Source organism: Streptomyces panaciradicis, from assembly GCF_023516615.1.
GTDB lineage: Bacteria > Actinomycetota > Actinomycetes > Streptomycetales > Streptomycetaceae > Streptomyces > Streptomyces panaciradicis.
Map to the genome: position 1 here is coordinate 66,801 of NZ_JAMGBF010000020.1, position 25,498 is coordinate 92,298.

Annotated in this window: 22 protein-coding genes; 3 read left to right on the top strand and 19 right to left on the bottom strand. The window is 71.9% G+C overall.

The features are described from left to right. Nucleotides 1–54 precede the first annotated feature (54 nt). Entirely contained in the window at nt 55–2,214 is a 2,160-nt protein-coding gene (locus tag M8J74_RS09050; RefSeq protein ID WP_249835889.1) for an MMPL family transporter, read from the top strand. On the opposite strand, the gene M8J74_RS09055 is transcribed toward M8J74_RS09050, so the two are convergent. Beyond that, nucleotides 2,195–3,622 (bottom strand): RsmB/NOP family class I SAM-dependent RNA methyltransferase, encoded by a 1,428-nt coding sequence (locus tag M8J74_RS09055; RefSeq protein WP_249835890.1) that lies wholly within the window; start codon nt 3,620–3,622, stop codon nt 2,195–2,197. The genes M8J74_RS09050 and M8J74_RS09055 overlap by 20 nt on opposite strands. A 70-nt stretch (nt 3,623–3,692) precedes the next feature. After that, entirely contained in the window at nt 3,693–4,622 is a 930-nt protein-coding gene (fmt, locus tag M8J74_RS09060; protein ID WP_249835891.1) for a methionyl-tRNA formyltransferase, read from the bottom strand. 274 nt (nt 4,623–4,896) lie between these two features. Here fmt and M8J74_RS09065 point away from each other — a divergent pair, with 274 nt between their 5' ends. Further along, nucleotides 4,897–5,439, top strand: a complete 543-nt coding sequence (locus M8J74_RS09065; RefSeq protein WP_249835892.1) for a hypothetical protein — start codon at nt 4,897–4,899, stop codon at nt 5,437–5,439. Between the two features lie 335 nt (nt 5,440–5,774). Here the strand turns inward: M8J74_RS09065 and M8J74_RS09070 are convergent, their stop codons facing one another. From M8J74_RS09070 to pyrR, 14 genes are all read right to left on the bottom strand, one after another. Next, entirely contained in the window at nt 5,775–7,937 is a 2,163-nt protein-coding gene (locus M8J74_RS09070) for a primosomal protein N' (RefSeq protein ID WP_249835893.1), read from the bottom strand. Between the two features lie 111 nt (nt 7,938–8,048). After that, a complete protein-coding gene (gene metK, locus M8J74_RS09075; RefSeq protein ID WP_249835894.1) occupies nt 8,049–9,257 on the bottom strand; it encodes a methionine adenosyltransferase in 1,209 nt (402 codons plus the stop codon). Between the two features lie 240 nt (nt 9,258–9,497). Next, complete coding sequence (gene coaBC / locus M8J74_RS09080; protein WP_249835895.1) at nt 9,498–10,700, bottom strand: bifunctional phosphopantothenoylcysteine decarboxylase/phosphopantothenate--cysteine ligase CoaBC; 1,203 nt, start codon at nt 10,698–10,700, stop codon at nt 9,498–9,500. A 101-nt stretch (nt 10,701–10,801) separates the two neighbouring features. Continuing rightward, nucleotides 10,802–11,074: a DNA-directed RNA polymerase subunit omega gene (gene rpoZ / locus M8J74_RS09085; protein WP_003988945.1), complete on the bottom strand. Its 273-nt coding sequence runs from the start codon at nt 11,072–11,074 to the stop codon at nt 10,802–10,804. 53 nt (nt 11,075–11,127) lie between these two features. Continuing rightward, the gene (gmk, locus tag M8J74_RS09090; protein WP_249835896.1) at nt 11,128–11,721 is read right to left on the bottom strand and encodes a guanylate kinase; all 594 of its coding nucleotides are present in this window, start codon (nt 11,719–11,721) and stop codon (nt 11,128–11,130) included. A gap of 59 nt (nt 11,722–11,780) precedes the next feature. Beyond that, nucleotides 11,781–12,104, bottom strand: coding sequence for an integration host factor (locus M8J74_RS09095; protein WP_003977346.1), 324 nt, complete (start codon nt 12,102–12,104; stop codon nt 11,781–11,783). A 337-nt stretch (nt 12,105–12,441) separates the two neighbouring features. After that, nucleotides 12,442–13,287, bottom strand: a complete 846-nt coding sequence (pyrF, locus tag M8J74_RS09100; protein WP_249835897.1) for an orotidine-5'-phosphate decarboxylase — start codon at nt 13,285–13,287, stop codon at nt 12,442–12,444. Beyond that, entirely contained in the window at nt 13,284–14,390 is a 1,107-nt protein-coding gene (locus tag M8J74_RS09105) for a quinone-dependent dihydroorotate dehydrogenase (RefSeq protein ID WP_249835898.1), read from the bottom strand. The genes pyrF and M8J74_RS09105 overlap by 4 nt, the downstream gene beginning before the upstream one ends. Before the next feature lie 51 nt (nt 14,391–14,441). Further along, entirely contained in the window at nt 14,442–17,750 is a 3,309-nt protein-coding gene (gene carB, locus M8J74_RS09110) for a carbamoyl-phosphate synthase large subunit (protein ID WP_249835899.1), read from the bottom strand. Further along, nucleotides 17,743–18,885 carry a glutamine-hydrolyzing carbamoyl-phosphate synthase small subunit gene (carA, locus tag M8J74_RS09115; RefSeq protein WP_249835900.1) on the bottom strand — a complete coding sequence of 381 codons (1,143 nt, stop codon included), beginning with the start codon at nt 18,883–18,885 and terminating at the stop codon, nt 17,743–17,745. Before carA ends, carB begins: the two co-directional genes overlap by 8 nt. Beyond that, nucleotides 18,882–19,442, bottom strand: a complete 561-nt coding sequence (locus M8J74_RS09120) for a PH-like domain-containing protein (RefSeq protein WP_249835901.1) — start codon at nt 19,440–19,442, stop codon at nt 18,882–18,884. The genes carA and M8J74_RS09120 overlap by 4 nt, the downstream gene beginning before the upstream one ends. Then, nucleotides 19,439–20,725 (bottom strand): dihydroorotase, encoded by a 1,287-nt coding sequence (locus M8J74_RS09125; RefSeq protein WP_249835902.1) that lies wholly within the window; start codon nt 20,723–20,725, stop codon nt 19,439–19,441. Before M8J74_RS09125 ends, M8J74_RS09120 begins: the two co-directional genes overlap by 4 nt. A gap of 5 nt (nt 20,726–20,730) precedes the next feature. Beyond that, nucleotides 20,731–21,708, bottom strand: coding sequence for an aspartate carbamoyltransferase catalytic subunit (locus M8J74_RS09130; protein ID WP_249835903.1), 978 nt, complete (start codon nt 21,706–21,708; stop codon nt 20,731–20,733). 84 nt (nt 21,709–21,792) lie between these two features. Next, the gene (pyrR, locus tag M8J74_RS09135) at nt 21,793–22,359 is read right to left on the bottom strand and encodes a bifunctional pyr operon transcriptional regulator/uracil phosphoribosyltransferase PyrR (protein WP_249835904.1); all 567 of its coding nucleotides are present in this window, start codon (nt 22,357–22,359) and stop codon (nt 21,793–21,795) included. A gap of 254 nt (nt 22,360–22,613) precedes the next feature. Between pyrR and bldD the strand changes: the two genes are divergently transcribed. Next, nucleotides 22,614–23,114: a transcriptional regulator BldD gene (gene bldD, locus M8J74_RS09140; protein WP_007829306.1), complete on the top strand. Its 501-nt coding sequence runs from the start codon at nt 22,614–22,616 to the stop codon at nt 23,112–23,114. Nucleotides 23,115–23,278: 164 nt separating this feature from the next. On the opposite strand, the gene nusB is transcribed toward bldD, so the two are convergent. The 3 genes from nusB to M8J74_RS09155 are packed head-to-tail and all read right to left on the bottom strand — an operon-like array spanning nt 23,279 to nt 25,441. Beyond that, nucleotides 23,279–23,713, bottom strand: a complete 435-nt coding sequence (gene nusB, locus M8J74_RS09145) for a transcription antitermination factor NusB (RefSeq protein ID WP_058926510.1) — start codon at nt 23,711–23,713, stop codon at nt 23,279–23,281. A 2-nt stretch (nt 23,714–23,715) separates the two neighbouring features. Then, a complete protein-coding gene (gene efp / locus M8J74_RS09150) occupies nt 23,716–24,282 on the bottom strand; it encodes an elongation factor P (protein ID WP_058926509.1) in 567 nt (188 codons plus the stop codon). Between the two features lie 52 nt (nt 24,283–24,334). Beyond that, nucleotides 24,335–25,441: an aminopeptidase P family protein gene (locus M8J74_RS09155; protein ID WP_249835905.1), complete on the bottom strand. Its 1,107-nt coding sequence runs from the start codon at nt 25,439–25,441 to the stop codon at nt 24,335–24,337. Nucleotides 25,442–25,498: the final 57 nt, after the last annotated feature.

A 25,498-nucleotide genomic window follows, 5' to 3' on the forward strand; every position in this document is an offset into this window, starting at 1 on the left:
CCGCGTGCCATGCTGGGCCGCCGTACGGCACCACGTACATCCACGGGGGTAGCCATGCGGCAGCTGTACGTCTGGAAGCGGAACGCCGTCCGGTTCGTGTGCGGCCGGCGCTCGAAGTGGCTGATCGTGATCCTGTGGCTGGTGGTCCTGGTGATCGCGGCCCCGTTCGGTTCGAAGCTCAACAGCGCCCAGGACAACGACGCCCAGTCCTGGCTGCCCGGTTCCGCCGAGTCCACCCGGGCCCTGAACGCCTCCGAGCACTTCAGGCCCGAGCAGATCCCGGCGGTGGTCGTCTACGTCCGCGCGGACGGCCTGACGGTCCGCGACCGGCAGCAGATCGCGCAGGACGTCCGGCAGATCAGGACGCTGAGTGCCCACGGCGTTCGCGGCGCCGAGACCCGCGGCCCGGTCTACGACCGTGCGACCGCGCCGCGCGCCGCGCAGATCTACGTGCCCATCACCATGGACGCGCAGGGCTGGCAGCGCATCGCGCCCGCGGTCGACTCCATCCGCGAACAGGTGGGCAGGGGCGGCGGCGGACTGGCGGTGCACATCACCGGGCCGGGCGGCACGTCCGCGGACTTCTCCAAGGCCTTCGAGGGCATCGACTCCACGCTGCTGTTCTCGGCGATGGCCATCGTCGTGGTGATCCTGCTGTTCACCTACCGCAGTCCGACGCTGCTGTTCGTGCCGCTGATCGGGGTGGTGGCCGCCCTGTTCACGGCACAGGCGCTGATCTACGTGCTCGCCAAACACGCCGGTCTGACGGTCAACGGGCAGAGCGCGGGCATCCTGACGGTCCTCGTCTTCGGCGCGGGCACCGACTACGCGCTGCTGCTCGTCGCCCGCTACCGGGAGGAGCTGCGGCGGCACACGGACCGCCACGAGGCGATGGAGCTCGCCATGAACCGGGCCGGCCCCGCGGTCCTCGCCTCCGGCGCCACCGTCGTGCTGAGCATGCTGGTGCTCCTGGTCGCCGAGATGAACTCCACCCGCGGCCTGGGGCCGGTGGCCGCCATCGGCGTCGTGGTCGCGCTGCTGGCCATGCTCACCCTCTTCCCGGCCCTGCTGCTGGTCTTCGGCCGGTGGATCTTCTGGCCCGCGATCCCGCACCACGGCTCGGCCGATCCCACCGAGCGGGGAATCTGGGCCCGCATGGGCCGCAGTATCGCCGTGCGCCCGCGGATGATCTGGGGCATCACGACCGCGGTGCTGGTCGCGCTGTCGCTGGGCCTGTTCCAGTTGCGGGCGGACGGGATCGCCAACGCGGACGCCTTCACCAACACCCCGGACTCCATCACCGGACAGAAGGTCTCCGCACGCTACTTCCCGGCGGGCACCGGCGATCCGCTCGTCATCGTCGCCGACCGGGCGCGGGCCGAGCAGGTGGGCCGCGCCGTCGCCGCGGACCGCGGTGTCGTCCCGCAGAGCATCGGCATACCGCCCGGCGCGGCGCCCGAGCACAACGGCCAGGTGCTGCTGGAGGCGACCATGCGGGCGCCCTCCGACAGCGACGCGGCCAAGGCGACCGTGCAGCGGGTGCGCGACGCGGCGCACGCCGTGCCGGGCGCCCACGCCCTGGTGGGCGGTGGCACGGCGGCGCTGCTGGACATGGAGAACGCCCAGGTCCACGACAACTACCTGGTGATCCCGCTGGTCCTGGCCGTCGTCCTGCTGGTGCTCGCCCTCCTGCTGCGCGCGCTGGTGGGCCCGCTGCTGCTGGTCGCGACCGTCTGTCTGTCGCTGGCCACCGCGCTGGGGCTGAGCGCCCTGGTGTTCCGGCACATATTCGGCTACGCGGGCGAGGACGTGGCCTTCCCGCTCTTCGTCTTCGTCTTCCTGGTGGCTCTCGGCATCGACTACAACATCTTCCTGACCACCCGCATCCGCGAGGAGGCCGTGCGCCAGGGGACCCGCCCCGGCGTGGTCACGGGTCTCGCCGCCACCGGCGCGGTCATCACCTCGGCCGGCCTGGTCCTCGCGGGCACCTTCGCCGCGCTGGCCACGCTGCCCATGGTGGGCTTCGCCGAGATCGGCTTCGCGGTGGCGCTGGGCGTGCTGCTGGACACGTTCATCGTGCGGTCGGTGCTGGTGACGTCGCTCTTCCTGGACGTGGGCAAGAAGGTGTGGTGGCCGCACCACCTGTCCCGCGCCGACGGGGAGACCCGTCCCGCCGAGGCGGTCGGGCCCAGGGTCAGCCAGTCCTCCGAATGAGCGCCAGATACATGGCGTCGGTCCCGTGCAGATGCGGCCACAGCTGTACGTCGGGGCCCCCGCCCAGGTCCGGTACGCCCGGCAGCAGCGGCCGGACGTCGAGGAGTTCGGTCTCGGTGCGCTGCTTGAGCACGTCGTCGACGACGGCACGGGTCTCGGCGAGATGCGGCGAGCAGGTGGCGTAGCCGACCACGCCGCCGACGCGCACGGCGTCCAGGGCGGAGTGCAGCAGGGCCCGCTGCAGGGGCGCGAAACCCTCCAGGTCCTCGGGGCGGCGCCGCCAGCGCGCCTCGGGTCGCCGCCGCAGAGCGCCGAGCCCGGTGCAGGGCACGTCCATCAGCACCCGGTCGAAGGAGCCGGGCCGCCACGGCGGGCGGGTGCCGTCGGCCGCGATGACCTGATACGGCCCGGGGTTGCCGCTGAGTGCCTTGGCGACCAGGCCGGCCCGGTGCGGCTGCTTCTCGGAGGCGAGCAGCACGGCCCCGCGGGCGGCGGCCACGGCCGCCAGCAGCGCGGCCTTCCCGCCCGGTCCCGCGCACCCGTCGAGCCACCGCTCGTCGGGCCCGTCCAGCGGCGCGTTGGCCAGTGCGAGCGCGACGAGCTGGCTGCCCTCGTCCTGCACGCCGGCCCGCCCCTCCCGCACGGCCCCGATCGCCCCGGGCTCGCCGCCCTCGGCCAGCCGCACGGCGTACGGCGACCAGCGCCCCGGCACCGCGGCCTCCTCGTCGAGCAGCTCCTCGGTCGTGCAGCGGCCGGGACGCGCGACGAGGGTCACCTCGGGCCGCTCGTTGTCGGCCGCCAGCAGCGCCTCGATGCCGGCGCGTCCGCCGCCGAGCGAGTCCCACAGCGCGGAGACCACCCAGCGCGGATGCGAGTGCACGACGGCGAGATGGTCCTCGGGGTCCTCGTCGTAGGACGGCGCGACCTGCTCGATCCACCCGGCGAGATCGTGCTGGGCGACCTTGCGCAGCACGGCGTTGACGAACTTGGCCCGCCCGTCGCCGAGCACGACGCGCGCGAGCTCCACGGAGGCGGAGACGGCGGCGTGCGTCGGGATCCGGGTGCCCAGCAGCTGGTGCACGCCGAGGCTGAGCACATCGAGCACCGGCGGGTCGACCTCGCGCAGCGGCCGGTCGACACAGGCCGCGATGACCGCGTCGTACGTCCCCTGCCACCGCAGCGTCCCGTAGACCAGCTCGGTCGCCAGCGCCGCGTCCCGCCCGTCGAACCGCTCGGGCCCCTCCTTCTCCCGCGCCTTGCGCAGCAGCGGCGGCAGGACGAGGTTGGCGTAGGCGTCCCGCTCGTCCACGGCCCTCAGCGCCTCGAAGGCGAGGATGCGGACGGGGTCCTTCTTGGGCCGCCGGTAGGGCTTGCCGGGCTTGCGGGGCCCACGGGGGGTGTCGCTCACGAAAAAGGTGCTCCGGAGGTGAGATCAGGGAAATACGTCCCCAGCGTACGTCGCCCGGGCCGGCCGGTTGCTAGCCGAGGCTCTCGCCGTCCGCGATGCGCACCCCACGGGCCCAGTCGGCGGCCCGCATCGGCTTCTTGCCCTGGGCCTGCACCCACAGCAGCTCCACGGCGTACGAGCCGGTGCCGACGTGCACGCTGTTCTTGCCGACGGCCGGCTCGGCGGGCGCGAGGTCGGTCCGCTCCGGCACGGGCGCGACCTGGATGAGCTTGAGCCGCTCGCCCCGGAAGACGGTCCAGGCGCCGGGCGCGGGCGTGCAGCCGCGCACGACCCGGTCGACCCGCAACGCGGGTGCCCGCCAGTCCACCTGGGCGTCCTCGACGGTGATCTTCGGGGCCAGGGTAATGCCGTCGGCCGGCTGCGGTACGGCCTTCAGCGTGCCGTCCTCGATGCCGTCCATGGTCGCGGCGAGCAGGCCGGCGCCGGCGAAGGCGAGCCGGGTGAGCAGGTCGCCGCTGGTGTCGGTGGGCCGGATCTCCTCCGTGACGGTGCCGTAGACGGGCCCGGAGTCCAGTCCCTCCTCGATCAGGAAGGTCGAGGCTCCCGTGATCTCGTCCCCGGCCATCAGGGAGTGCTGCACGGGCGCCGCGCCCCGCCAGGCGGGCAGCAGTGAGAAGTGCAGGTTGACCCAGCCGTGGGCGGGGACGTCGAGGGCCACGCGCGGCAGCAGGGCGCCGTAGGCCACGACGGGACAGCAGTCGGGCGCGATCTCCCGCAGCCGCTCCAGGAACTCCGGGTCGCGCGGCTTGAGCGGCTTCAGCACCTCGATGCCGGCCTCCTCCGCCCGCTGGGCCACGGGCGACGCGACCAGCCGCCGCCCTCGTCCCGCCGGCGCGTCGGGCCGCGTGACGACGGCGGCGACCTCGTGCCGCCCGGAGGAGATCAGAGCGTCCAGGGCGGGAACGGCGACCTCGGGGGTCCCGGCGAAGACGAGCTTCATGGGTGGGTTCGGACCTCTCGGGGAGCGGGGTGCGGGCAGCGACCCAGTCTATGACCTCGGGGCCGACGGGAAACGGCTGGTGCGGGCGGCGGAAGGGCCGGCCCGCGGCCGTCGGCCGAGGCGCGCCGCCTGCGGCCGGGGCGCGCGCATATGCCCACACGCCCCCACTGCGTGACCCGCGGAGCGTTGCCGCGTTGGTCAAGAAAGAGTTGACCACAAAGGGCCGCTTCAGCGCGGCCCGATCCTTTTCAACGCCGGTTCGAGAGGCTTGTTCATGGCCGACCATGCAACCCACGACGCCCAGGCTCGGGCCAGCCTGCACTTGCTGGTGCGGGACATCGAGCGGGTCCGCCGGCAGGTGGACGCACTGCGCACGCTCACCGCCCAGTTGGGCAACGTCTACCGCCCGCGCCGCTCCGGCCCCTCCACGGGCTTCGTCGTCTACGGACGGGCCCCCGCCCCGACCGTCCGGCTCGCCCAGGAACTGCGGGACAGCGTCGAGACCCTGGTGACGGCGGCGGTCGACTTCGACCGCTCCCTCGGCTTCTCGTGGGACGCGGTGGGTTCCGCACTCGGCGTCACCAAGCAGGCGGTGCACCGCCGTTACGGCGCCCGTCGTGCCGCGGCCCAGGCCGCCGCCGAGGCCGAGCGCACGGCCGAGCCGTCGGCGAGCAGGACGGTCGGCGTGAACACGGGCCTCCCCACGGTGCCGACGGTTCCCGCGGCCCGCGCCATGCCCACCCAGCCGACGGCGGGCAGCCCCGCCCTCCGCGAGGAGGCCCGGCCGACGGCCTTCCCCGGCCCACGCAACGGCTGAACCACCTTTTCCTCCTGCCCTCCCGGCCCACATCCGGCTCCGGGAGGGCAGACGCTTGCCCGGGACGCGGGCAGGGACGTGCCGGCTCGGCCGCCGGGGCAGCGCTTCCTCCGGGTGGCCTCTGTGTGGGCAGAAGGCGGGTGGCCTCTGTGTGGGCAGAGGGCCCGCCTGGTGCCGCGCCCTCTGTGTGGGCAGAAGGCCCGCCTCGTGCCGCGGCGCACCCGCACGCCGGGCCGCCCCGCGGCCTCCGGTACGGGCCCGGCCGGCGCCGCCGCAACCGTCACAGCCGCGCGAACCGCGGCAACGGCGGCGCCCGAGGCGAGAGTCGAGGAGACTCAGCCGATGTCCGGTGGATCGATGCGCACCCGGACCGCCGCCGCTTCGCCGGCCCCGGCGCCCCGGGCCGTCCGCGCCGCCTGTGCGGCCTTCAACGCCGAGGCGAGCGCGGCTCCGCTGCCGGGCGGCACACGCACCAGCGCCCGCTCCCAGTGCTCACCGGGAGGCGGCGCCCCCACCCGCCGCGGCCGGCCCACCGACGTGACCGGCAGAGGAACGGGCCCCAGCACCTGGGCCTCCGACGGCAGTTCGGCCATGCGCAGGAACTCGGCGACCGCCTCCGACGTCCCCGACACCGCCGCCATCCGTGACACGGGCGGAAAGCTCAGCTCGGCCCGCTCGCCGAGTTCGCGCACCGCGTGTCCGACGGGGTTCCAGCGCACCAGCGCCTGCACGGGCCGCAGCGTCGGTTCCGCCACGACGACCACGGTGCCCCCGGCGCCCTGCGGCCGGACCAGCGCGGCGGCCGCGATCCACCGCCGCAGCGCGTCCTCGCCGGCCCGCAGATCGGGCCGCCCGAGCATCGCCCAGCCGTCCAGCAGCAGCGCGGCCGCATAACCGCCCTCGGCGACGGGCTCGGCCCCCGGGGTGCTGACGATCAGCGCGGGCGCCTCCGGCACGGTGTCCAGCACCTGCTCACGCCCCGAGGTCCGCACCGGCACGGCCGGGAAGGCCCGCCCGAGTTCCTCAGCGGTCCGGCGCGCACCCACGACCTGCGCCCGCAGCCGGAATCCGCCGCACTCCGGGCAGTGCCAGCCGCTCTCCTCACGCCCGCACCAGCCGCACCGCAGCGCCGCCCCCGACTCCTGCCCCTCCAGCGGCCCGGAACAGTGCCGGCACCGGGCGGGCGCACGGCAGTTGGCGCACGCCATCCGCGGCACGTATCCCCGCCGGGGCACCTGTACGAGCACCGGCCCGTGGCGCAGCCCCTCGCGGACGGCCTGCCAGGCGAGGGTCGGCAGCCGGGCGGCCCGGGCGGCCTCGTCGCGCGCTAGATCGGTGTCCCCCACCGTCCGCACGAGCGGCGCGAAAGCCCGCACCTGCTCCCGCGCTGCTACGAGCGGCCGCGCCCAGCCGCTCTCGACGAGCTGGGCCGCCTCCACGGTGCAGCTCCACCCGCCCAGCAGGAAGCCGCACTTGTCCAGCGCGGCCCGCAACAGCAGCACCTCGCGCGCATGCGGCTGAGGGGCGTGCAGTTCGCTGTGGCTGTCGTCGCCGTCGTCCCAGATGGCCACGAGCCCGAGGTCCCGCACGGGAGCGAACATGGCGGCCCTGGTTCCGACGACGGCCCGTACGGACCCGCGCCGCACCGCCAGCCACTCCCGGTACCGCTTCTCGGGCCCGGCGTCGGCGGTGAGCACCGCGTGCCGCCCCTCCCCCAGCAGAGCGGTCAGCGCGGCGTCCACGCGCGCGACGGCCCGCCCGTCCGGCAGGACGACGAGGGCCCCGCGTCCGGAGGCCAGCGTCGCCACCACGGCCCGCGCGATCTCCTCGCTCCACGCCGGCCCGGGCAGCGCGTTCCACACGGCACGGGGGGCTCCGCCGGACGCCAGCGACTCCAGGAACGCGGCCCCCCGCTCGTACCGCGCCCAGGACCCCGTCTCCGGCGCTCCGGGCGGCGGCAGGGGCTCGGGCGAGGGCCGCTGCTCGGCGCGGGCGCTGCGCGGCGGCACGGCGAGCTGCAGCACGTCGGCGAGGCTGCCCGCGTACCGGTCGGCGACGGCTCGGGCGAGCCCCAGCAGTTCCTCGCTCAGCACCGGCTCGGGCGAGACGACCTGGGCGAGCGCGGCCAGCGGCCCCGAGTAGTCGGACTCGGCGCGCCGCTCGATCAGGAAGCCGTCGATCAGCCCGCCGCCCTCGCGGCGCCCGTCCCGCACGCGGTGCCGCCCGGCCCCGAACCGCACCCGCACCCGGACGCCGGGCTGGGCGTCGGCGTCGAGTTCCTCCGGCACCGCGTAGTCGAAGTACCGGTCGAGGTGCAGCACCCCCTTGTCGACGAGCACCCGGGCGACCGGCAACTGCCCGGCCAGCGCGGCGCCCCGCCAGGTCCGCGGCTTGGCCCGCGGCTCCCTGGCCTTCCGCACACTCTCCCTGATGAGCGCAAGCTGCTCCGGCGGCGCACCCTCGCCGCCACCGCCCCCCGATCCGTTCTCGCTGCTCACGCTTGCATTCTTACCAAATGCCACTGACAGACGGCGCCGTGGCGATCCCCGGGAACGACGAAGAGGGCCCGGCCCCCCGAGGGGAACCGGGCCCTGCGACGACGGGGAGGGTTACAGGCCGACGGCCTTCTGCAGCGCCTCCACCCGGTCCGTCCGCTCCCAGGTGAACTCGGGCAGCTCGCGGCCGAAGTGGCCGTAGGCCGCCGTCTGGGCGTAGATCGGGCGGAGCAGGTCGAGGTCGCGGATGATGGCGGCCGGACGCAGGTCGAAGACCTCGTCGATCGCCTTCTCGATCTTCTCGTGGTCGATGGTGGCGGTGCCGAAGGTCTCGACGAACAGGCCGACGGGCTCGGCCTTGCCGATCGCGTAGGCGACCTGGACCTCGCAGCGGGAGGCGAGGCCCGCCGCGACGACGTTCTTGGCGACCCAGCGCATCGCGTAGGCGGCCGAGCGGTCCACCTTGGACGGGTCCTTGCCCGAGAACGCGCCGCCGCCGTGGCGGGCCATGCCGCCGTACGTGTCGATGATGATCTTGCGGCCGGTCAGGCCCGCGTCGCCCATCGGGCCGCCGATCTCGAAGCGGCCGGTCGGGTTGACCAGGAGGCGGTAGTTCTCGGTGTCGAGCTTGATGCCCTCGTCCAGGAGCGCCTTGAGCTCCGCCTCGACGACGAACTCGCGGATGTCGGGTGCGAGGAGCGAGTCGAGGTCGATGTCGGACGCGTGCTGCGAGGAGACGACGACCGTGTCGAGGCGGACGGCCTTGTCGCCGTCGTACTCGATGGTGACCTGCGTCTTGCCGTCGGGGCGCAGGTAGGGGATGGTGCCGTTCTTGCGGACCTCGGACAGGCGCTTGGACAGGCGGTGCGCCAGGAAGATCGGCAGCGGCATGAGGGTCGGCGTCTCGTCCGTGGCGTAGCCGAACATCAGGCCCTGGTCGCCGGCGCCCTGCTTGTCGAGTTCGTCCTCGTCGCCCTCGACCCGGGACTCGTACGCCGTGTCCACGCCCTGCGCGATGTCCGGCGACTGGGCGCCGATCGAGACCGAGACACCGCAGGAAGCGCCGTCGAAGCCCTTCTTGGAGGAGTCGTAGCCGATCTCGAGGATCTTGTTGCGGACGAGGGTCGCGATGTCCGCGTAGGTCTTGGTGGTGACCTCTCCGGCCACGTGCACCAGGCCGGTGGTGATCAGCGTCTCGACGGCGACCCGGGAGGTCGGGTCCTCCCGCAGGAGCGCGTCGAGAATGGTGTCGCTGATCTGGTCAGCGATCTTGTCGGGGTGACCCTCGGTCACGGACTCCGAGGTGAACAGGCGACGGGACACAACGCTCCCTGGGGTTGCAGCGGCTGCTGGCTGATCATGGGCGGACGGGCTCGGGGGCTGCGCCCGGCACCGTCCGAGAACAGTTTATCGGTCGGTCTCGGCCACTGGCCTCCCCGTCTCGCCTCTCGGGAGGGCTGTGACCAGCGGCACGGGCATTCTGCCCAATCCCCTGCGGGCTTGGCCAGGGTCGCCACACCCCTGTGGCAGAGGTTTGAGAGGTCCGAGAAGCGAATGAAACCTTCAGTGGAGCCGCTCCGCCACCAGGTCCCAGACGATTTCGGCCAGATGTTCCTTCGGCCCGTGCGGCACCGGCGTCTCGGTGCCGTCCGCGCCCAGCACCACCGCCTCGTTCTCCTCGGAGCCGAACGTCTTGCGCTCGCCCACCTCGTTCACCACGAGGAGGTCGCAGCCCTTGCGCCGCAGCTTGGAACGGCCGTTGGCCAGGACGTCGTCGGTCTCGGCGGCGAAGCCCACGATCACCTGCCCCTCACGGGGCCGTTCGGAGGAGATCTCCGCGAGGATGTCCGGATTCCGCACCAGCACGACCGGCTCGGGGTCCTGGCCGTCCCTCTTCTTGATCTTCCCGGCGGCGTAGGCCGCGGGGCGGAAGTCCGCGACGGCCGCGGCCATGACGACCGCGTCGGCGTCCGCGGCGGCCTTGAGCACCGCCTCGCGCAGCTGCACGGCCGTGCCGACCTGGACGACGTCGACGCCGGCCGGGTCCGCCATGCCGGTGTTGGCGGCGACCAGCGTGACGCGGGCGCCGCGCGCGGCGGCGGTGCGGGCGAGGGCGTAGCCCTGCTTGCCGGAGGAGCGGTTGCCGAGGAAGCGGACCGGGTCGAGGGGTTCGCGGGTGCCGCCCGCGCTGACGACGACGTGCCGGCCGACGAGGTCGGGTGCGGTGACGCCCCGGGCGAGGACGCGCCGGCAGACCTCGAAGATCTCGGCGGGGTCGGGCAGCCGGCCCTTGCCGGTGTCGACGCCGGTGAGGCGGCCGACGGCGGGCTCGATGACGACGGCGCCGCGGCGGCGCAGCGTCGCCACGTTCTCCTGGGTGGCCGGGTGCTCCCACATCTCGGTGTGCATGGCGGGGGCGAAGACGACCGGGCAGCGGGCGGTCAGGAGGGTGTTGGTGAGCAGGTCGTCGGCGAGTCCGTGGGCGGCCTTGGCGAGCATGTCCGCGGTGGCGGGGGCCACGACGACCAGGTCCGCGTGCTGGCCGATGCGGACGTGCGGGACCTCGTGGACGTCGTCCCAGACCTCGGTGGAGACGGGGTGACCGGAGAGCGCGGACCAGGTGGCGGCGCCGACGAAGTGCAGCGCGGAGGCCGTCGGCACCACGCGGACGTCGTGACCCGACTCCGTCAGCCTGCGCAGCAGCTCACAGGCCTTGTACGCGGCGATGCCACCGCTGACCCCCAGAACGACCTTGGGCTTGTCCACCGTCTCTCCCCGGCTCGGCAACGTGCAGGTCCCACTACACACCACAGGCCCGACAGTCGCGCTGCCGGGCCTGTGGATAAGTCAACCGCGATATGAGAGTCCTACTGCGCGGGGCCTTCGACGGCCTCGGACGTCAGCAGACCCGCGTTGATCTCACGCAGGGCGATCGAGAGCGGCTTCTCGTGCACGTGGGTGTCGACGAGCGGACCGACGTACTCGAGGAGGCCCTCGCCGAGCTGCGAGTAGTACGCGTTGATCTGGCGGGCCCGCTTGGCCGCGTAGATCACGAGGCTGTACTTCGAGTCGGTGGCCTCGAGGAGCTCGTCGATCGGCGGGTTGATGATGCCCTCGGGCGCGGAGATGGAAGAGGACACGCTCTACCTTCCGATGGATGGGAAAAGATCGGTCGTGATCACATCACGTGCGATCACAGAACATCCATCAAGGCTAGCAGCTCGCGAGCCACGTCCTCGACGGAGGTGTTGACCAAGGTCACGTCGAACTCCGGCTCGGCGGCCAGTTCGACCTTCGCCGCGTCGAGGCGACGCTCGATCACCTCGGGCGGTTCGGTGCCCCGTCCGGTGAGCCGGCGCACGAGCTCCTCCCATGAGGGAGGGGCCAGGAACACCAGCTGGGCGTCGGTCATCGACTCGCGCACCTGCCGGGCGCCCTGGAGGTCGATCTCCAGCAGGACGGGCTCCCCCGCCTCCAGCCGCTCCAGGACGGCCGCGCGCGGCGTGCCGTAGCGGTTGCCGGCGAACTCGGCCCACTCCAGCAGCTCGCCGTTGGCGATCAGCTTGTCCATCTCCTCGTCGGTGACGAAGAAGTACTGGACGCCGTGCTTCTCGCCGGGGCGGGGCCTGCGGGTCGTCGCCGACACCGAGAGCCAGACCTCGGGGTGTTCCTTGCGCATATGGGCGACGACCGTGCTCTTGCCGACCCCGGAGGGGCCGGAGAGCACGGTCAGCCGCGGACGTGCGTCCGGGGGCTCGGGGGTCGTCCCCCGGAATGTTGCAGCCATGCAGCGATTATTCCAGCAATCCCGGTGTGCCCGGGACTCCCGGTCCCAAGGTCCCGGACTCAGGAACCGGTGCTGCCGAACTCACGCTCCAGGGAAGCGATCTGGTTGGAGCCGAGGCCGCGAACCCGGCGGCTCTCGGAGATGCCGAGTCGTTCCATGATCTGCTTGGCGCGGACCTTGCCCACGCCCGGCAGGGACTCGAGCAGCGCGGAGACCTTCATCTTGCCGATGACGTCGTTCTCCTGGCCCTGCTTGATGACCTCGTGCAGGGAGGCGCCGGAGTGCTTGAGTCGATTCTTGACCTCGGCCCGCTCCCGGCGAGCCGCGGCGGCCTTTTCGAGCGCGGCTGCGCGCTGTTCAGGGGTAAGGGGCGGAAGAGCCACGCCTACGTCACCTCGGATGTCGAACTGTCGGATACGGACCGGTGAGGAACCTAGTCGCCCCACACCTGGGGAGCCACGAGCAACACGCTTGCCCTTTGACTCTCGTCGGAGACTAGCGGTCAAGTCCGCCAGAGTCAGCGAGAACAGCGGAAAAGTCCTGGTCAGCCTCCGTCAGGCCGGACATTTAGGACATAATGCCCCGGATTTGAGGATGTATTCAGACTCAAGCGGGCTCCCGAACACCTGTTGGAAGACTCCCGCGACCTTCTGGAACGCCGAAGACGGCCGTCATGAACGCCTCATGCGGCCGTCCCGGGGGCCCTTCACGTGGTACAGCTCACACGCCGGCCAGCGCCGTCCGGATCTCCTCCGCGAAACGGTCCGCGGAAGCGCGCAGCGCGGCGAGGTCGGGTCCGTGGCGGAGCACGCCCCGGCTGACGTTCGGCACGACGTTGCGCACGGCGGCCCCGAAGACCTTCGGAAGGTCCGCCGGGGTGGCCCCCTGGGCGCCGACCCCGGGCGCCAGGAGCGGTCCGTTGATCGCCAGGTCGTACGAGGACAGGTCGCCCAGCGTGGCGCCCACGACGGCACCGAAGGAGCCCAGCGGCTCCTCACCCTCGTTCTCGGCCGCCAGATGGCCCAGGATCGTCGCGCCGACGTTCCGGCCGTCCGGGCGCACCGCGTGCTGGACCTCGCCGCCCTCCGGGTTGGAGGTCAGGGCCAGCACGAACAGGCCCGTGCCGCTCTCCCGGGCCAGCGCGACGGCCGGGCTGAGCGATCCGTAGCCCAGGTAGGGCGAGACGGTCAGGGCGTCCGAGAACAGCGGGGAGTCCTTGTGCAGGAACGCCTCGGCGTACCCGGCCATGGTGGAGCCGATGTCGCCGCGCTTGGCGTCCGTCACGACCAGCGCCCCGGCCGCGCGCGCCTCCTGGACCGTCTTCTCCAGGACGGCGACCCCGCGCGAGCCGAAGCGCTCGAAGAAGGCGCTCTGGGGCTTGAGGACGGCGACCCGGTCGGCCACCGCCTCGACCACCGTGCGGCTGAACCGCTCCAGGCCGGCCACGTCGTCGTTCAGGCCCCACTCGGTGAGCAGGGACGCGTGCGGGTCGATGCCGACGCACAGCGGGCCGCGGGCGTCCATGGCGCGGCGCAGACGGGTGCCGAAGGGTTCGAGAACGCTCATGCGGACTTCCTCACGTCGGCGCCGACCGCGTCGGCGAGGGTGGCGTACGGGCTCGTGCGCAGGCGCGCGGCGAGGCCCTTGTGGATGGCTCGGCCCCAGAAGGGCCCCTCGTAGACGAACGCGCTGTAGCCCTGCACGAGCGTGGCGCCGGCGAGGATGCGCTGCCAGGCGTCCTCGGCGTTCTCGACGCCGCCGACGCCCACCAGGGTGATGCGGTCGCCCACGCGCGCGTAGAGGCGGCGCAGCACCTCCAGGGAGCGCGCCTTGAGCGGGGCGCCGGAGAGCCCGCCCGTCTCCTTCACCAGCGCGGGGTCGGAGGTCAGACCGACGCCCTCGCGCGCGATGGTGGTGTTGGTGGCGATGATCCCGTCCAGGCCGAGTTCGACGGCGAGGTCGGCGACGGCGTCGACGTCCTCGTCGGCGAGGTCCGGCGCGATCTTGACGAGGAGCGGCACCCGGCGCGTGGTCACGGTGCGGTCGGCGGCCTCGCGGACGGCGCTCAGCAGCGGCCGCAGGGCCTCGGTGGCCTGCAGGTTGCGCAGCCCGGGCGTGTTCGGGGAGGAGACGTTCACGACCAGGTAGTCGGCGTACGGCGCGAGCCGCTCGGTCGACTTCACGTAGTCGCCGACGGCGTCCTCCTCCGGGACGACCTTGGTCTTTCCGATGTTGACGCCCACGACCGTCTTGAAGACCGGCTCGCGGGAGGCGAGGCGGGCCGCGACGGCCAGCGAGCCCTCGTTGTTGAAGCCCATCCGGTTGATCAGCGCCCGGTCCGGCACCAGGCGGAACAGCCGCTTCTTCGGGTTGCCGGGCTGGGCCTCCCCGGTGACGGTGCCGATCTCGACGTGGTCGAAGCCGAGCATCGACATGCCGTCGATGGCCACGGCGTTCTTGTCGAAGCCCGCGGCCAGCCCGAACGGGCCGTGCATGCGCAGCCCGAACGCCTCGGTGCGCAGCTCCTTGTGGCGGGGCGCGAGGGCGGCGGCGACGAAGGTGCGCAGCACGGGGACGCGGGCGGCGAGGCGGATCCAGCGGAAGGCCAGGTAGTGCGCCGCTTCCGGGTCCATGCGCCGGAAGACGAGGTTGAAGAAGATCTTGTACATGGTGTCCTCACGACGAGGGGGACACCGTTTCCGGTGTCCCCCTGTCGGCTGCTAGTCGCGGGCCGCGGTCAGGTGTTCGGCGTGTTCCTGGAGCGAACGCACGCCCACGTCACCGTGGTTGAGGGCGTCGATGCCCTGGACGGCGGCGGCGAGCGCCTGGACCGTCGTCAGGCACGGGACCGAGCGCGCCACGGCCGCCGTACGGATCTCGTAGCCGTCGAGGCGGCCTCCGGTGCCGTACGGGGTGTTGACGATGAGGTCGACCTCGCCGTCGTGGATGAGCTGGACGATGGTCTTCTCGCCGTTCGGGCCGGTGCCCTCGGACTGCTTGCGCACGACGGTGGCGTTGATGCCGTTGCGCTTGAGGACCTCGGCGGTGCCGGAGGTGGCCATCAGCTCGAAGCCGTGGGCGACCAGCTCGCGCGCGGGGAAGATCATCGACCGCTTGTCGCGGTTGGCGACCGAGATGAAGGCGCGGCCCTTGGTGGGCAGCGGGCCGTAGGCGCCGGCCTGCGACTTGGCGTAGGCCGTGCCGAAGACGGCGTCGATGCCCATGACCTCGCCGGTGGAGCGCATCTCCGGGCCGAGGACCGTGTCGACGCCGCGGCCCTGGACGTCGCGGAAGCGCGACCACGGCATGACCGCCTCCTTGACGGAGATCGGCGCGTCGAGCGGCAGCTCGCCGCCGTCGCCGGTCGCCGGGAGCAGGCCCTCGGCGCGCAGCTCGGCGACGGTCGCGCCGAGCGAGATGCGGGCGGCGGCCTTCGCCAGCGGCACCGCGGTCGCCTTCGAGGTGAAGGGGACGGTGCGGGACGCGCGCGGGTTGGCCTCCAGGACGTAGAGGATGTCCCCGGCCATCGCGAACTGGATGTTGATCAGGCCGCGGACGCCGACGCCCTTGGCGATGGCCTCGGTCGAGGCCCGCAGGCGCTTGATGTCAAAGCCGCCGAGCGTGATCGGGGGCAGCGCGCACGCCGAGTCGCCGGAGTGGATGCCGGCCTCCTCGATGTGCTCCATGACGCCGCCGAGGTAGAGCTCCTGGCCGTCGTAGAGCGCGTCGACGTCGATCTCGATGGCGTCGTCGAGGAAGCGGTCGACGAGGACCGGCCGGGAGGGGCTGATCTCGGTCGACTCGGCGATGTAGGACGCGAGGCGGGTCTCGTCGTAGACGATCTCCATGCCGCGCCCGCCGAGGACGTACGACGGCCGCACCAGGACCGGGTAGCCGATCTCGTCGGCGATGGCCTTGGCCTCGGCGAAGGTGGTGGCGGTGCCGTGCTTGGGGGCCGGCAGGCCGGCCTCGGCGAGCACGCGGCCGAAGGCGCCGCGGTCCTCGGCGGCGTGGATGGCCTCCGGGGAGGTGCCCACGATCGGCACGCCGTTGTCCTTGAGCGCCTGCGACAGGCCCAGCGGGGTCTGGCCGCCCAGCTGCACGATCACGCCCGCCACCGGGCCGGCCTGCTGCTCGGCGTGGACGATCTCCAGCACGTCTTCCAGCGTCAGCGGCTCGAAGTACAGGCGGTCGGAGGTGTCGTAGTCGGTGGAGACGGTCTCGGGGTTGCAGTTGACCATCACCGTCTCGTAGCCCGCGTCGCTCAGTGCGAAGGAGGCGTGGACGCAGGAGTAGTCGAACTCGATGCCCTGGCCGATGCGGTTGGGGCCGGAGCCCAGGATGATGACCGCGGGCTTCTCACGCGGCGCGACCTCGGTCTCCTCGTCGTAGGAGGAGTAGAAGTACGGCGTCCTGGCGGCGAACTCGGCGGCGCAGGTGTCGACGGTCTTGTACACCGGGCGGACGCCCAGCGCGTGCCGCACCTCGCGCACGACGTCCTCGCGCAGGCCGCGGATCTCGGCGATCTGGACGTCGGAGAAGCCGTGCCGCTTGGCCTCGGCGAGCAGCTCCGGCGTCAGCTCGGCGGCCTCGGCGAGCTCGTCGGCGATCTCCTTGATGAGGAAGAGCTGGTCGACGAACCAGGGGTCGATCTTGGTGTACTCGAAGACCTCCTCGGGCGTGGCGCCCGCGCGGATGGCCCCCATGACGGTGTTGATCCGGCCGTCGGTGGGCCGCACCGACGCGCGCAGCAGCTCTTCCTTGTCGCCCGGCTCGCCGACGAAGGTGAACTGGCTGCCCTTCTTCTCCAGCGAGCGCAGCGCCTTCTGGAAGGCCTCGGTGAAGTTGCGGCCGATGGCCATGGCCTCGCCGACCGACTTCATGGTCGTGGTCAGCGTGGAGTCGGCCTGCGGGAACTTCTCGAAGGCGAAGCGGGGGGCCTTGACGACCACGTAGTCGAGCGTGGGCTCGAAGGAGGCCGGGGTCTCCTGCGTGATGTCGTTCGGGATCTCGTCGAGGGTGTAGCCGACGGCGAGCTTGGCGGCGATCTTGGCGATCGGGAAGCCGGTCGCCTTGGAGGCGAGGGCCGAGGAACGCGACACGCGCGGGTTCATCTCGATGACGATGACCCGGCCGTCCTCGGGGTTGACCGCGAACTGGATGTTGCAGCCGCCGGTGTCGACGCCGACCTCGCGGATGATCGCGATGCCGACGTCGCGCAGCACCTGGTACTCGCGGTCGGTCAGGGTCATCGCGGGCGCCACGGTGATCGAGTCGCCGGTGTGCACGCCCATGGGGTCGAAGTTCTCGATGGAGCAGACGACCACGACGTTGTCGTGCTTGTCGCGCATCAGCTCCAGCTCGTACTCCTTCCAGCCGAGGATGGACTCCTCCAGGAGCACCTCGGTGGTCGGCGAGAGGGTGAGGCCCTGGCCGGCGATGCGGCGCAGCTCCTCCTCGTCGTGGGCGAAGCCGGAGCCGGCGCCGCCCATGGTGAAGGACGGGCGGACGACGACCGGGTAGCCGCCGAGGGTCTCGACGCCCGCGAGGACGTCGTCCATGGAGTGGCAGATGACGGAGCGGGCGGACTCGCCGTGCCCGATCTTCCTGCGGACCTCCTCGACGACCTCTTTGAACAGGTCGCGGTCCTCGCCCTTGTGGATCGCCTGCACGTTGGCGCCGATCAGTTCGACGCCGTACTTCTGCAGGACGCCGTTCTCGTGCAGGGAGATGGCCGTGTTGAGGGCCGTCTGGCCGCCCAGGGTGGGCAGCAGGGCGTCGGGGCGCTCCTTGGCGATGATCTTCTCGACGAACTCCGGGGTGATCGGCTCGACGTAGGTGGCGTCGGCGATCTCCGGGTCGGTCATGATCGTCGCCGGGTTGGAGTTCACGAGGATCACGCGCAGGCCCTCGGACTTCAGGACGCGGCACGCCTGGGTGCCGGAGTAGTCGAACTCGGCGGCCTGGCCGATGACGATCGGGCCGGAGCCGATGACCAGGACGGACTGGATATCGGTGCGCTTAGGCACGCTGGCCCTCCATCAGGGATACGAAGCGGTCGAACAGGTAGGCGGCGTCGTGCGGACCGGCTGCCGCTTCGGGGTGGTACTGGACGCTGAAGGCCGGGCGGTCGAGGAGCTGCAGGCCCTCCACCACGTTGTCGTTGAGGCAGACGTGGGAGACCTCGGCACGGCCGTAGGGGGTCTCGGAGATCTGGTCGAGCGGGGCGTCGACGGCGAAGCCGTGGTTGTGCGCGGTGACCTCGACCTTGCCGGTCGTACGGTCCTGCACCGGCTGGTTGATGCCGCGGTGGCCGTACTTGAGCTTGTAGGTGCCAAAGCCCAGCGCGCGGCCCAGGATCTGGTTGCCGAAGCAGATGCCGAACAGCGGGGTGCCGCGCTCCAGGACCGCCCGCATCACGGAGACCGGGTGGTCGGCGGTGGCCGGGTCGCCGGGGCCGTTGGAGAAGAACACGCCGTCGGGCTCGACGGCGAAGACGTCGTCGGCGGTGGCCGTGGCGGGCAGGACGTGCACCTCGATGCCGCGCTCGGCCATCCGGTGCGGGGTCATGCCCTTGATGCCGAGGTCGACGGCGGCGACGGTGAACTTCTTCTCGCCGATCGCCGGGACGACGTACGCCTCCTTGGTGGCGACCTCGGCGGAGAGGTCGGCGCCCTTCATCTCGGGGGCCTGGCGGACCTCGGCGAGCATGGTGCCCTCGTCGGGCAGGGCGTTGCCGGAGAAGATGCCGACGCGCATGGCGCCGCGCTCGCGCAGGTGGCGGGTGAGCGCGCGGGTGTCGATGCCGGAGATGCCGACGACGCCCTGGTGGCGCAGCTCGTCGTCGAGGGAGCGGCGCGAGCGCCAGTTGGACGGCACGCGCGCGGGGTCGCGCACGACGTATCCGGCGACCCAGATGCGCTTGCTCTCCGGGTCCTCGTCGTTCACGCCGGTGTTGCCGACGTGCGGGGCGGTCATGACGACGACCTGGCGGTGGTACGAGGGGTCGGTCAGGGTCTCCTGGTAGCCGGTCATGCCGGTCGAGAAGACCGCCTCGCCGAAGGTCACCCCCACGGCCCCGTAGGCACGGCCGCGGAACATCCGGCCGTCCTCCAGGACGAGTACGGCGGGAGTCCTGCTGGCTCCCCTGGTGGAGGTTGTCATCGTGCGCCTTCCGTCTTGTTGATCATCTGGTTCAGGGTGTCGACCCACTCCGTGTGCTCGGCCGCCCGGTCGGAGCGGAAGCCGGAGTCGATCAGCCGCTCACCGTGCTGCCAGGTCACCACGAGCAGGCCGCCCTCGGTCAGCACCTTGCCGGCGATGCCCTTGTCCAGCCGGGCCTCGCGCAGTCGCGCCGCCGGGACGAAGAAGTCGCTCGCCCCGGGGCGTACGACGTCCAGGCCCGCGTCCGTCAGCGTGAGCTCGGCCCGGCTGCGGGTGCCGAGGCCGTGCGCCACGATGCGGTCGAGCCACTGACCGGCGGTGGTGGAGCCGTGGTAGCGGCCGCTCATCGTCAGTCTGGCCTCGCCGGGCTCGTCCGGCGCGCTGGGCAGCTCGGGCAGGTCGCCCTGGAGCGTGCCGCGCCATTTCCAGCCCTCGCGCATCAGCCAGTAGACGAGCGCGACGAAGAGCGCGAGCCCGACGAGCCAGCCGATGCGCGCGGCCCAGTCGGTGACCTCGGCCGACTTCTTCTCGGCGGCCAGCAGGATTACAGGTGTCACGTGAGCTTCCCGTCGACGAGCGTGGCCTTGCCCCGCAGCCACGTGTGCGTCACACGGCCCGGCAGCTCACGCCCCTCGTAGGGGGTGTTCCGGCTGCGCGAGGCGAAGCCCGCGGGGTCCACCGACCCACGGTATGCCGTGTCGACGAGCGTGAGGTTGGCGGGCTCACCAGCCGAGACGGGACGCCCGTGGCCCTTCGCCCCGCCGATCGCGGCCGGCTTGAAGGACATGCGCTCGGCGACGCCGGCCCAGGTGAGAAGCCCGGTGTCCACCATGGTCTCCTGCACCACCGACAGCGCGGTCTCCAGGCCGACCATGCCCATGGCGGCCGCGGCCCACTCGCAGTCCTTGTCCTCGTGCGGGTGCGGGGCGTGGTCGGTGGCGACGATGTCGATCGTGCCGTCGGCCAGCGCCTCGCGCAGGGCGAGGACGTCGCGCTCGGTGCGCAGCGGCGGGTTGACCTTGTAGACCGGGTTGTAGGTGCGCACCAGTTCGTCGGTGAGCAGCAGGTGGTGCGGGGTCACCTCGGCGGTGACGTCGATGCCGCGGGACTTGGCCCAGCGGACGATCTCGACGGACCCGGCGGTGGAGAGGTGGCAGATGTGCACGCGGGAGCCGACGTGCTCGGCGAGCAGGACGTCCCGGGCGATGATCGACTCCTCGGCCACCGCGGGCCAGCCGCCGAGGCCCAGCTCGGCGGAGACGATCCCCTCGTTCATCTGGGCGCCCTCGGTCAGCCGCGGCTCCTGCGCGTGCTGGGCGACGACACCGCCGAAGGCCTTCACGTACTCCAGCGCCCGCCGCATGATCACCGCGTCGTCGACGCACTTGCCGTCGTCGGAGAAGACGGTGACGCCGGCGGCCGACTCGTGCATGGCGCCGAGTTCGGCGAGCTTCCTGCCCTCCAGGCCGACGGTGACGGCGCCGATGGGCTGCACGTCGCAGTAGCCGTGCTCCTGGCCGAGCCGGTAGACCTGCTCGACGACGCCGGCGGTGTCGGCGACCGGGAAGGTGTTGGCCATGGCGAAGACGGCCGTGAAGCCGCCGCTCGCCGCGGCGCGGGTGCCGGTCAGCACGGTCTCGGAGTCCTCGCGGCCGGGCTCGCGCAGGTGGGTGTGCAGGTCGACCAGGCCCGGCAGCAGGACCTTGCCGTCGGCCTCGACGACCTCGGCGCCCTCGGCGGACAGCCCCGTGCCGACCGCCTCGATGACGGAGCCGTCGATCAGGACGTCCTGCGCCTCGCCGCCGAGCACCTTCGCACCACGGATCAGGATCTTGCTCATGTGACTTACTTCTCCTCGATACGGGCGTGGGTGACGGCGGGTTCGTTGCCACCGAGCAGCAGGTACAGGACGGCCATCCGGATGGAGACTCCGTTTGCGACCTGCTCGACGACGGTGCAGCGGTCGGAGTCGGCGACCTCGGCGGTGATCTCCATGCCGCGGACCATCGGGCCGGGGTGCATCACGATGGCGTGCTCGGGCATCCGCGCCATGCGCTCGCCGTCGAGGCCGTAGCGCCGCGAGTACTCGCGCTCGGTCGGGAAGAAGGCGGCGTTCATGCGCTCGCGCTGGACCCGCAGCATCATCACCGCGTCGGACTTGGTGAGGGTGGAGTCGAGGTCGTACGACACCTCGCAGGGCCAGGTCTCGACGCCGACGGGCACCAGGGTGGGCGGGGCGACCAGAGTGACCTCGGCGCCGAGGGTGTGGAGCAGGTCGACGTTGGAGCGGGCGACGCGGCTGTGCAGGACGTCGCCGACGATCGTGATGCGCCGGCCGGCCAGGTCCTGGCCGAGCCCGGCGTCCCGGCCGACGAGGCGGCGGCGCATGGTGAAGGCGTCCAGCAGGGCCTGCGTGGGGTGCTGGTGGGTGCCGTCGCCCGCGTTGATGACGGCGGCGTCGATCCAGCCGGAGTTGGCGAGGCGGTACGGGGCCCCGGAGGCGCCGTGCCGGATGACGACGGCGTCGACGCCCATGGCCTCCAGCGTCTGGGCGGTGTCCTTCAGGGACTCGCCCTTGGAGACGCTGGAGCCCTTGGCGGTGAAGTTGATCACGTCGGCCGAGAGGCGCTTCTCGGCGGCTTCGAAGGAGATACGCGTGCGCGTGGAGTCCTCGAAGAAGAGGTTGACGATCGTACGGCCGCGCAGGGTCGGCAGTTTCTTGATCGGCCGGTCCGCGACCCGGGCCATCTCCTCGGCGGTGTCGAGGATCAGGACGGCGTCGTCGCGGGTGAGGTCGGCGGCCGAGATGAGATGACGCTGCATCTGTCAGGCTCCGTAAGGCAATTCGGGATTCGGGAGATTCCGGGCAGACCAGGGCACGCCGAAAGGGCGCGTGCCCAGCGGCCGCTACGGGGTCTGCTTCGCACCGAGCAGCACGGTGTCCCGACCGTCCTCCTCGGCGAGCTGGACCTTGACCGTCTCCCGCAGCGACGTGGGGAGGTTCTTGCCGACGTAGTCGGCGCGGATGGGCAGTTCGCGGTGGCCACGGTCGACGAGGACCGCGAGCTGGACCGCGCGGGGGCGCCCGACGTCGTTCAGGGCGTCCAGGGCGGCCCGGACGGTACGGCCGGAGAAGAGCACGTCGTCGACGAGGACGACCAGCTTGCCGTCGATGCCGTCGCCGGGGATCTCAGTGCGGGCCAGCGCGCGCGGCGGGTGCATGCGCAGGTCGTCGCGGTACATGGTGATGTCGAGCGAGCCGACCGGGATCTTGCGTTCGGTGATCTGCTCGAGCTTGGCGGCGAGCCGCTGGGCGAGGAAGACGCCCCGGGTCGGAATGCCGAGGAGCACCACGTCGTCGGCGCCCTTGGCGCGCTCGACGATCTCGTGGGCGATGCGGGTCAGCACCCGCGCGATGTCGGGGCCCTCCAGAACGGGCCGGGCATCGGAGCCGTGCGTGTCTTGCGTGTCCATACGAAACGGACCTCCTTCTCCGCCTCACGGGACGGACCTTAAAGGACGTCGGATTTGCGCCATCCACGGTAGCAGGCCCGTGCGACTGCCCTGATCACCCCCCTGGCCTAATCGGCCACCGTCACCACGGAAGAGTCGGTGTGGACCATTCGGCTTGACGCAGGAGAATCACGCTGCGTAACCTCACAGTGAGTTACCAGACGCGCGGCGGCGGAACATCCGCAGCCGCGTCGACCCAGTGTCCGGGGAGCTATATGTCCAGCGAATACGCCAAACAGCTCGGGGCCAAGCTCCGGGCCATCCGCACCCAGCAGGGCCTTTCCCTCCACGGTGTCGAGGAGAAGAGCCAGGGACGCTGGAAGGCGGTCGTGGTCGGGTCGTACGAGCGCGGTGACCGCGCGGTGACCGTACAGCGCCTTGCCGAACTGGCGGATTTCTATGGCGTGCCCGTACAGGAGCTGCTCCCGGGCACCACCCCCGGCGGCGCCGCCGAGCCCCCGCCGAAGCTGGTCCTGGACCTGGAGCGGCTGGCCACCGTGCCGGCCGAGAAGGCGGGCCCGCTGCAGCGCTACGCGGCCACGATCCAGTCGCAGCGCGGTGACTACAACGGCAAGGTGCTGTCGATCCGCCAGGACGACCTGCGCACACTCGCCGTCATCTACGACCAGTCGCCCTCGGTCCTGACCGAGCAGCTGATCAGCTGGGGCGTGCTCGACGCCGACGCGCGCCGCGCGGTGGCTCACGAGGAGGGCTGAGCCCCACCGCACCACAGCAGAAACGTGCCGCCGGGGTGGCCGGAACTTCACGGTTCCGGCCACCCCGGCGGCTTTCTGCGCCCTTCGGGCGCCAGGGCGGTGCGGGAACGCCAGGGGGCCCGCAGCGGTCGCGCTGCGGGCCCCCTGGCGATGTGAACTGCCTTCTACGCCTCGTCGCGGCGCAGGGAGGGCTTCAGCTCCTTGAGCCGGCCGAGCAGACCGTTGACGAACGCGGGCGACTCCTCCGTGGAGAACTCCTTCGCCAGCTGCACCATCTCGTCGAGCACGACGGCGTCCGGGACCTCGTCCACCCAGATCAGCTCGTAGGCGCCCAGGCGCAGGATGTTGCGGTCCACGACCGGCATCCGGTCGAGCGTCCAGCCGACCGAGTACTGCGCGATGAGCTCGTCGATCCGCTTCGCCTGCGTGGCGTAGCCCTCGACCAGCTGCATCGTGTACTCGCTCACCGGCGGCTGCCGGGTGTCGTTCCGGGAGAGCCGGATCCAGTCCGCGAGGACGGTCAGCACGTCGGCGCCGCGCTGGTCGCCCTCGAAGAGGATCTGGAAGGCGCGCTTGCGGGCCGTGTTGCGGGCAGCCACGGTTAGCTGTTCACCCGGCCGAGGTAGTCGCTCGTGCGGGTGTCGACCTTGATCTTCTCACCGGTGGTGATGAAGAGCGGGACCTGGATCTGGTGACCGGTCTCCAGGGTGGCGGGCTTGGTGCCACCGGTGGAGCGGTCGCCCTGCAGACCCGGCTCGGTCTCCTGGACGGTGAGCTCGACGGCGGCCGGCAGCTCGACGAAGAGCACCTCGCCCTCGTGCTGGGCGACGGTGGCGGTGAAGCCCTCGACGAGGAAGTTGGCAGCGTCACCGACGGCCTTGCGGTCGATCATGAGCTGGTCGTAGGTCTCCATGTCCATGAAGACGAAGTACTCGCCGTCCATGTACGAGAACTGCATGTCGCGCTTGTCGACAGTGGCCGTCTCGACCTTGACGCCGGCGTTGAAGGTCTTGTCGACGACCTTGCCGGAGAGCACGTTCTTGAGCTTGGTGCGCACGAAGGCGGGGCCCTTGCCGGGCTTGACGTGCTGGAACTCGACGACGGACCAGAGCTGGCCGCCTTCGAGCTTGAGCACCAGGCCGTTCTTGAGGTCGTTCGTGGAAGCCACGGTTGCGGAATCTCCTGGACTGACGTGGACGACCCCGGCGCACGCACCTTCTCTATAGTGCGAGCAGCTCCTTGGTCGTGATGGTGAGTAGCTCGGGTCCGCCGTCCGCCTCGGGGCGGACGACGAGCGTGTCATCGATCCGGACGCCGCCCCGGCCCGGGAGGTGGACCCCCGGTTCGACGGTGACCGGCACGCAAGCGTCCAGTTTACCCATGGCCGCAGGGGCCAGCTGCGGGTCCTCGTCGATTTCGAGTCCCACGCCGTGGCCGGTGAGGGACGGCAGCGCCCCGGCGTACCCCGCGGTGTCGAGCACCTGACGGGTGAGGCGGTCGACGTCACGGCAGGCCGCGCCGGGTGCGAGGGCCTCCCGTCCGGCGCGCTGGGCGGCGAAGACGAGGTCGTACAGCTCGATCTGCCAGTCCGCGGGCGAGGTGCCGATCACGAACGTCCGGCCGATCTCGCAGCGGTAGCCGCGGTAGGTGGCGCCCAGGCAGACGGAGAGGAAGTCGCCCTCCTCCACGCGCCGGTCGGTGGGGCGGTGCGCGCGGCGCCCGGAGTTCGGGCCGGTGGCGACCGAGGTGGGGAAGGCCGGGCCCTCGGCGCCGTGGTCGACCAGCCGGCGTTCGAGTTCGAGGGCGAGATGGCGTTCGGTGCGGCCCACCAGGATGGACTCCAGGAGCTCGCCGAGTGCCTGGTCGGCGATCTCGGCGCCGATGCGGAGGCAGGAGATCTCCTCCTCGTCCTTCACCACCCGCTGCTGTTCGACGGCGCCGCCGAGGTCCGCGATGCGCAGGCGGGGGGCGACGGAGCGGATCTCGCGGTGCCGGGCGACCGTGAGGTGGTGTTCCTCCACGGCGAGGGAGTCGGCGCCCTGGGCCGCGGCGAGGTCGGCGGCGGCGACCGCGGGATCGCCCTGGCCGGCGGTGAGGTACTGCACCCGCAGGGCCTCGTCGGGCCGGCCCTCCGTGGGACGGTCGTCGGGCGGGCCGGGGCAGACCAGGAGGTCTTCCGTCCGGCCCAGGAGGAGGACGGCGCCCTGCGGGGCGGTGCCGGCGAGGTAGCGGACGTTGGCGGGGCGGGAGACGAGCGCTGCCGCGTGGCCGGCCGCGCTGTGTTGCTCCCTGAGCCGGGTTCGGCGGTTCGCGTGCATCTCTGACATGAGATGAGCGTAGGAGGAGTGGGCGATTTGTGCCGGTTCAGGTGTCGATCGGGGGAT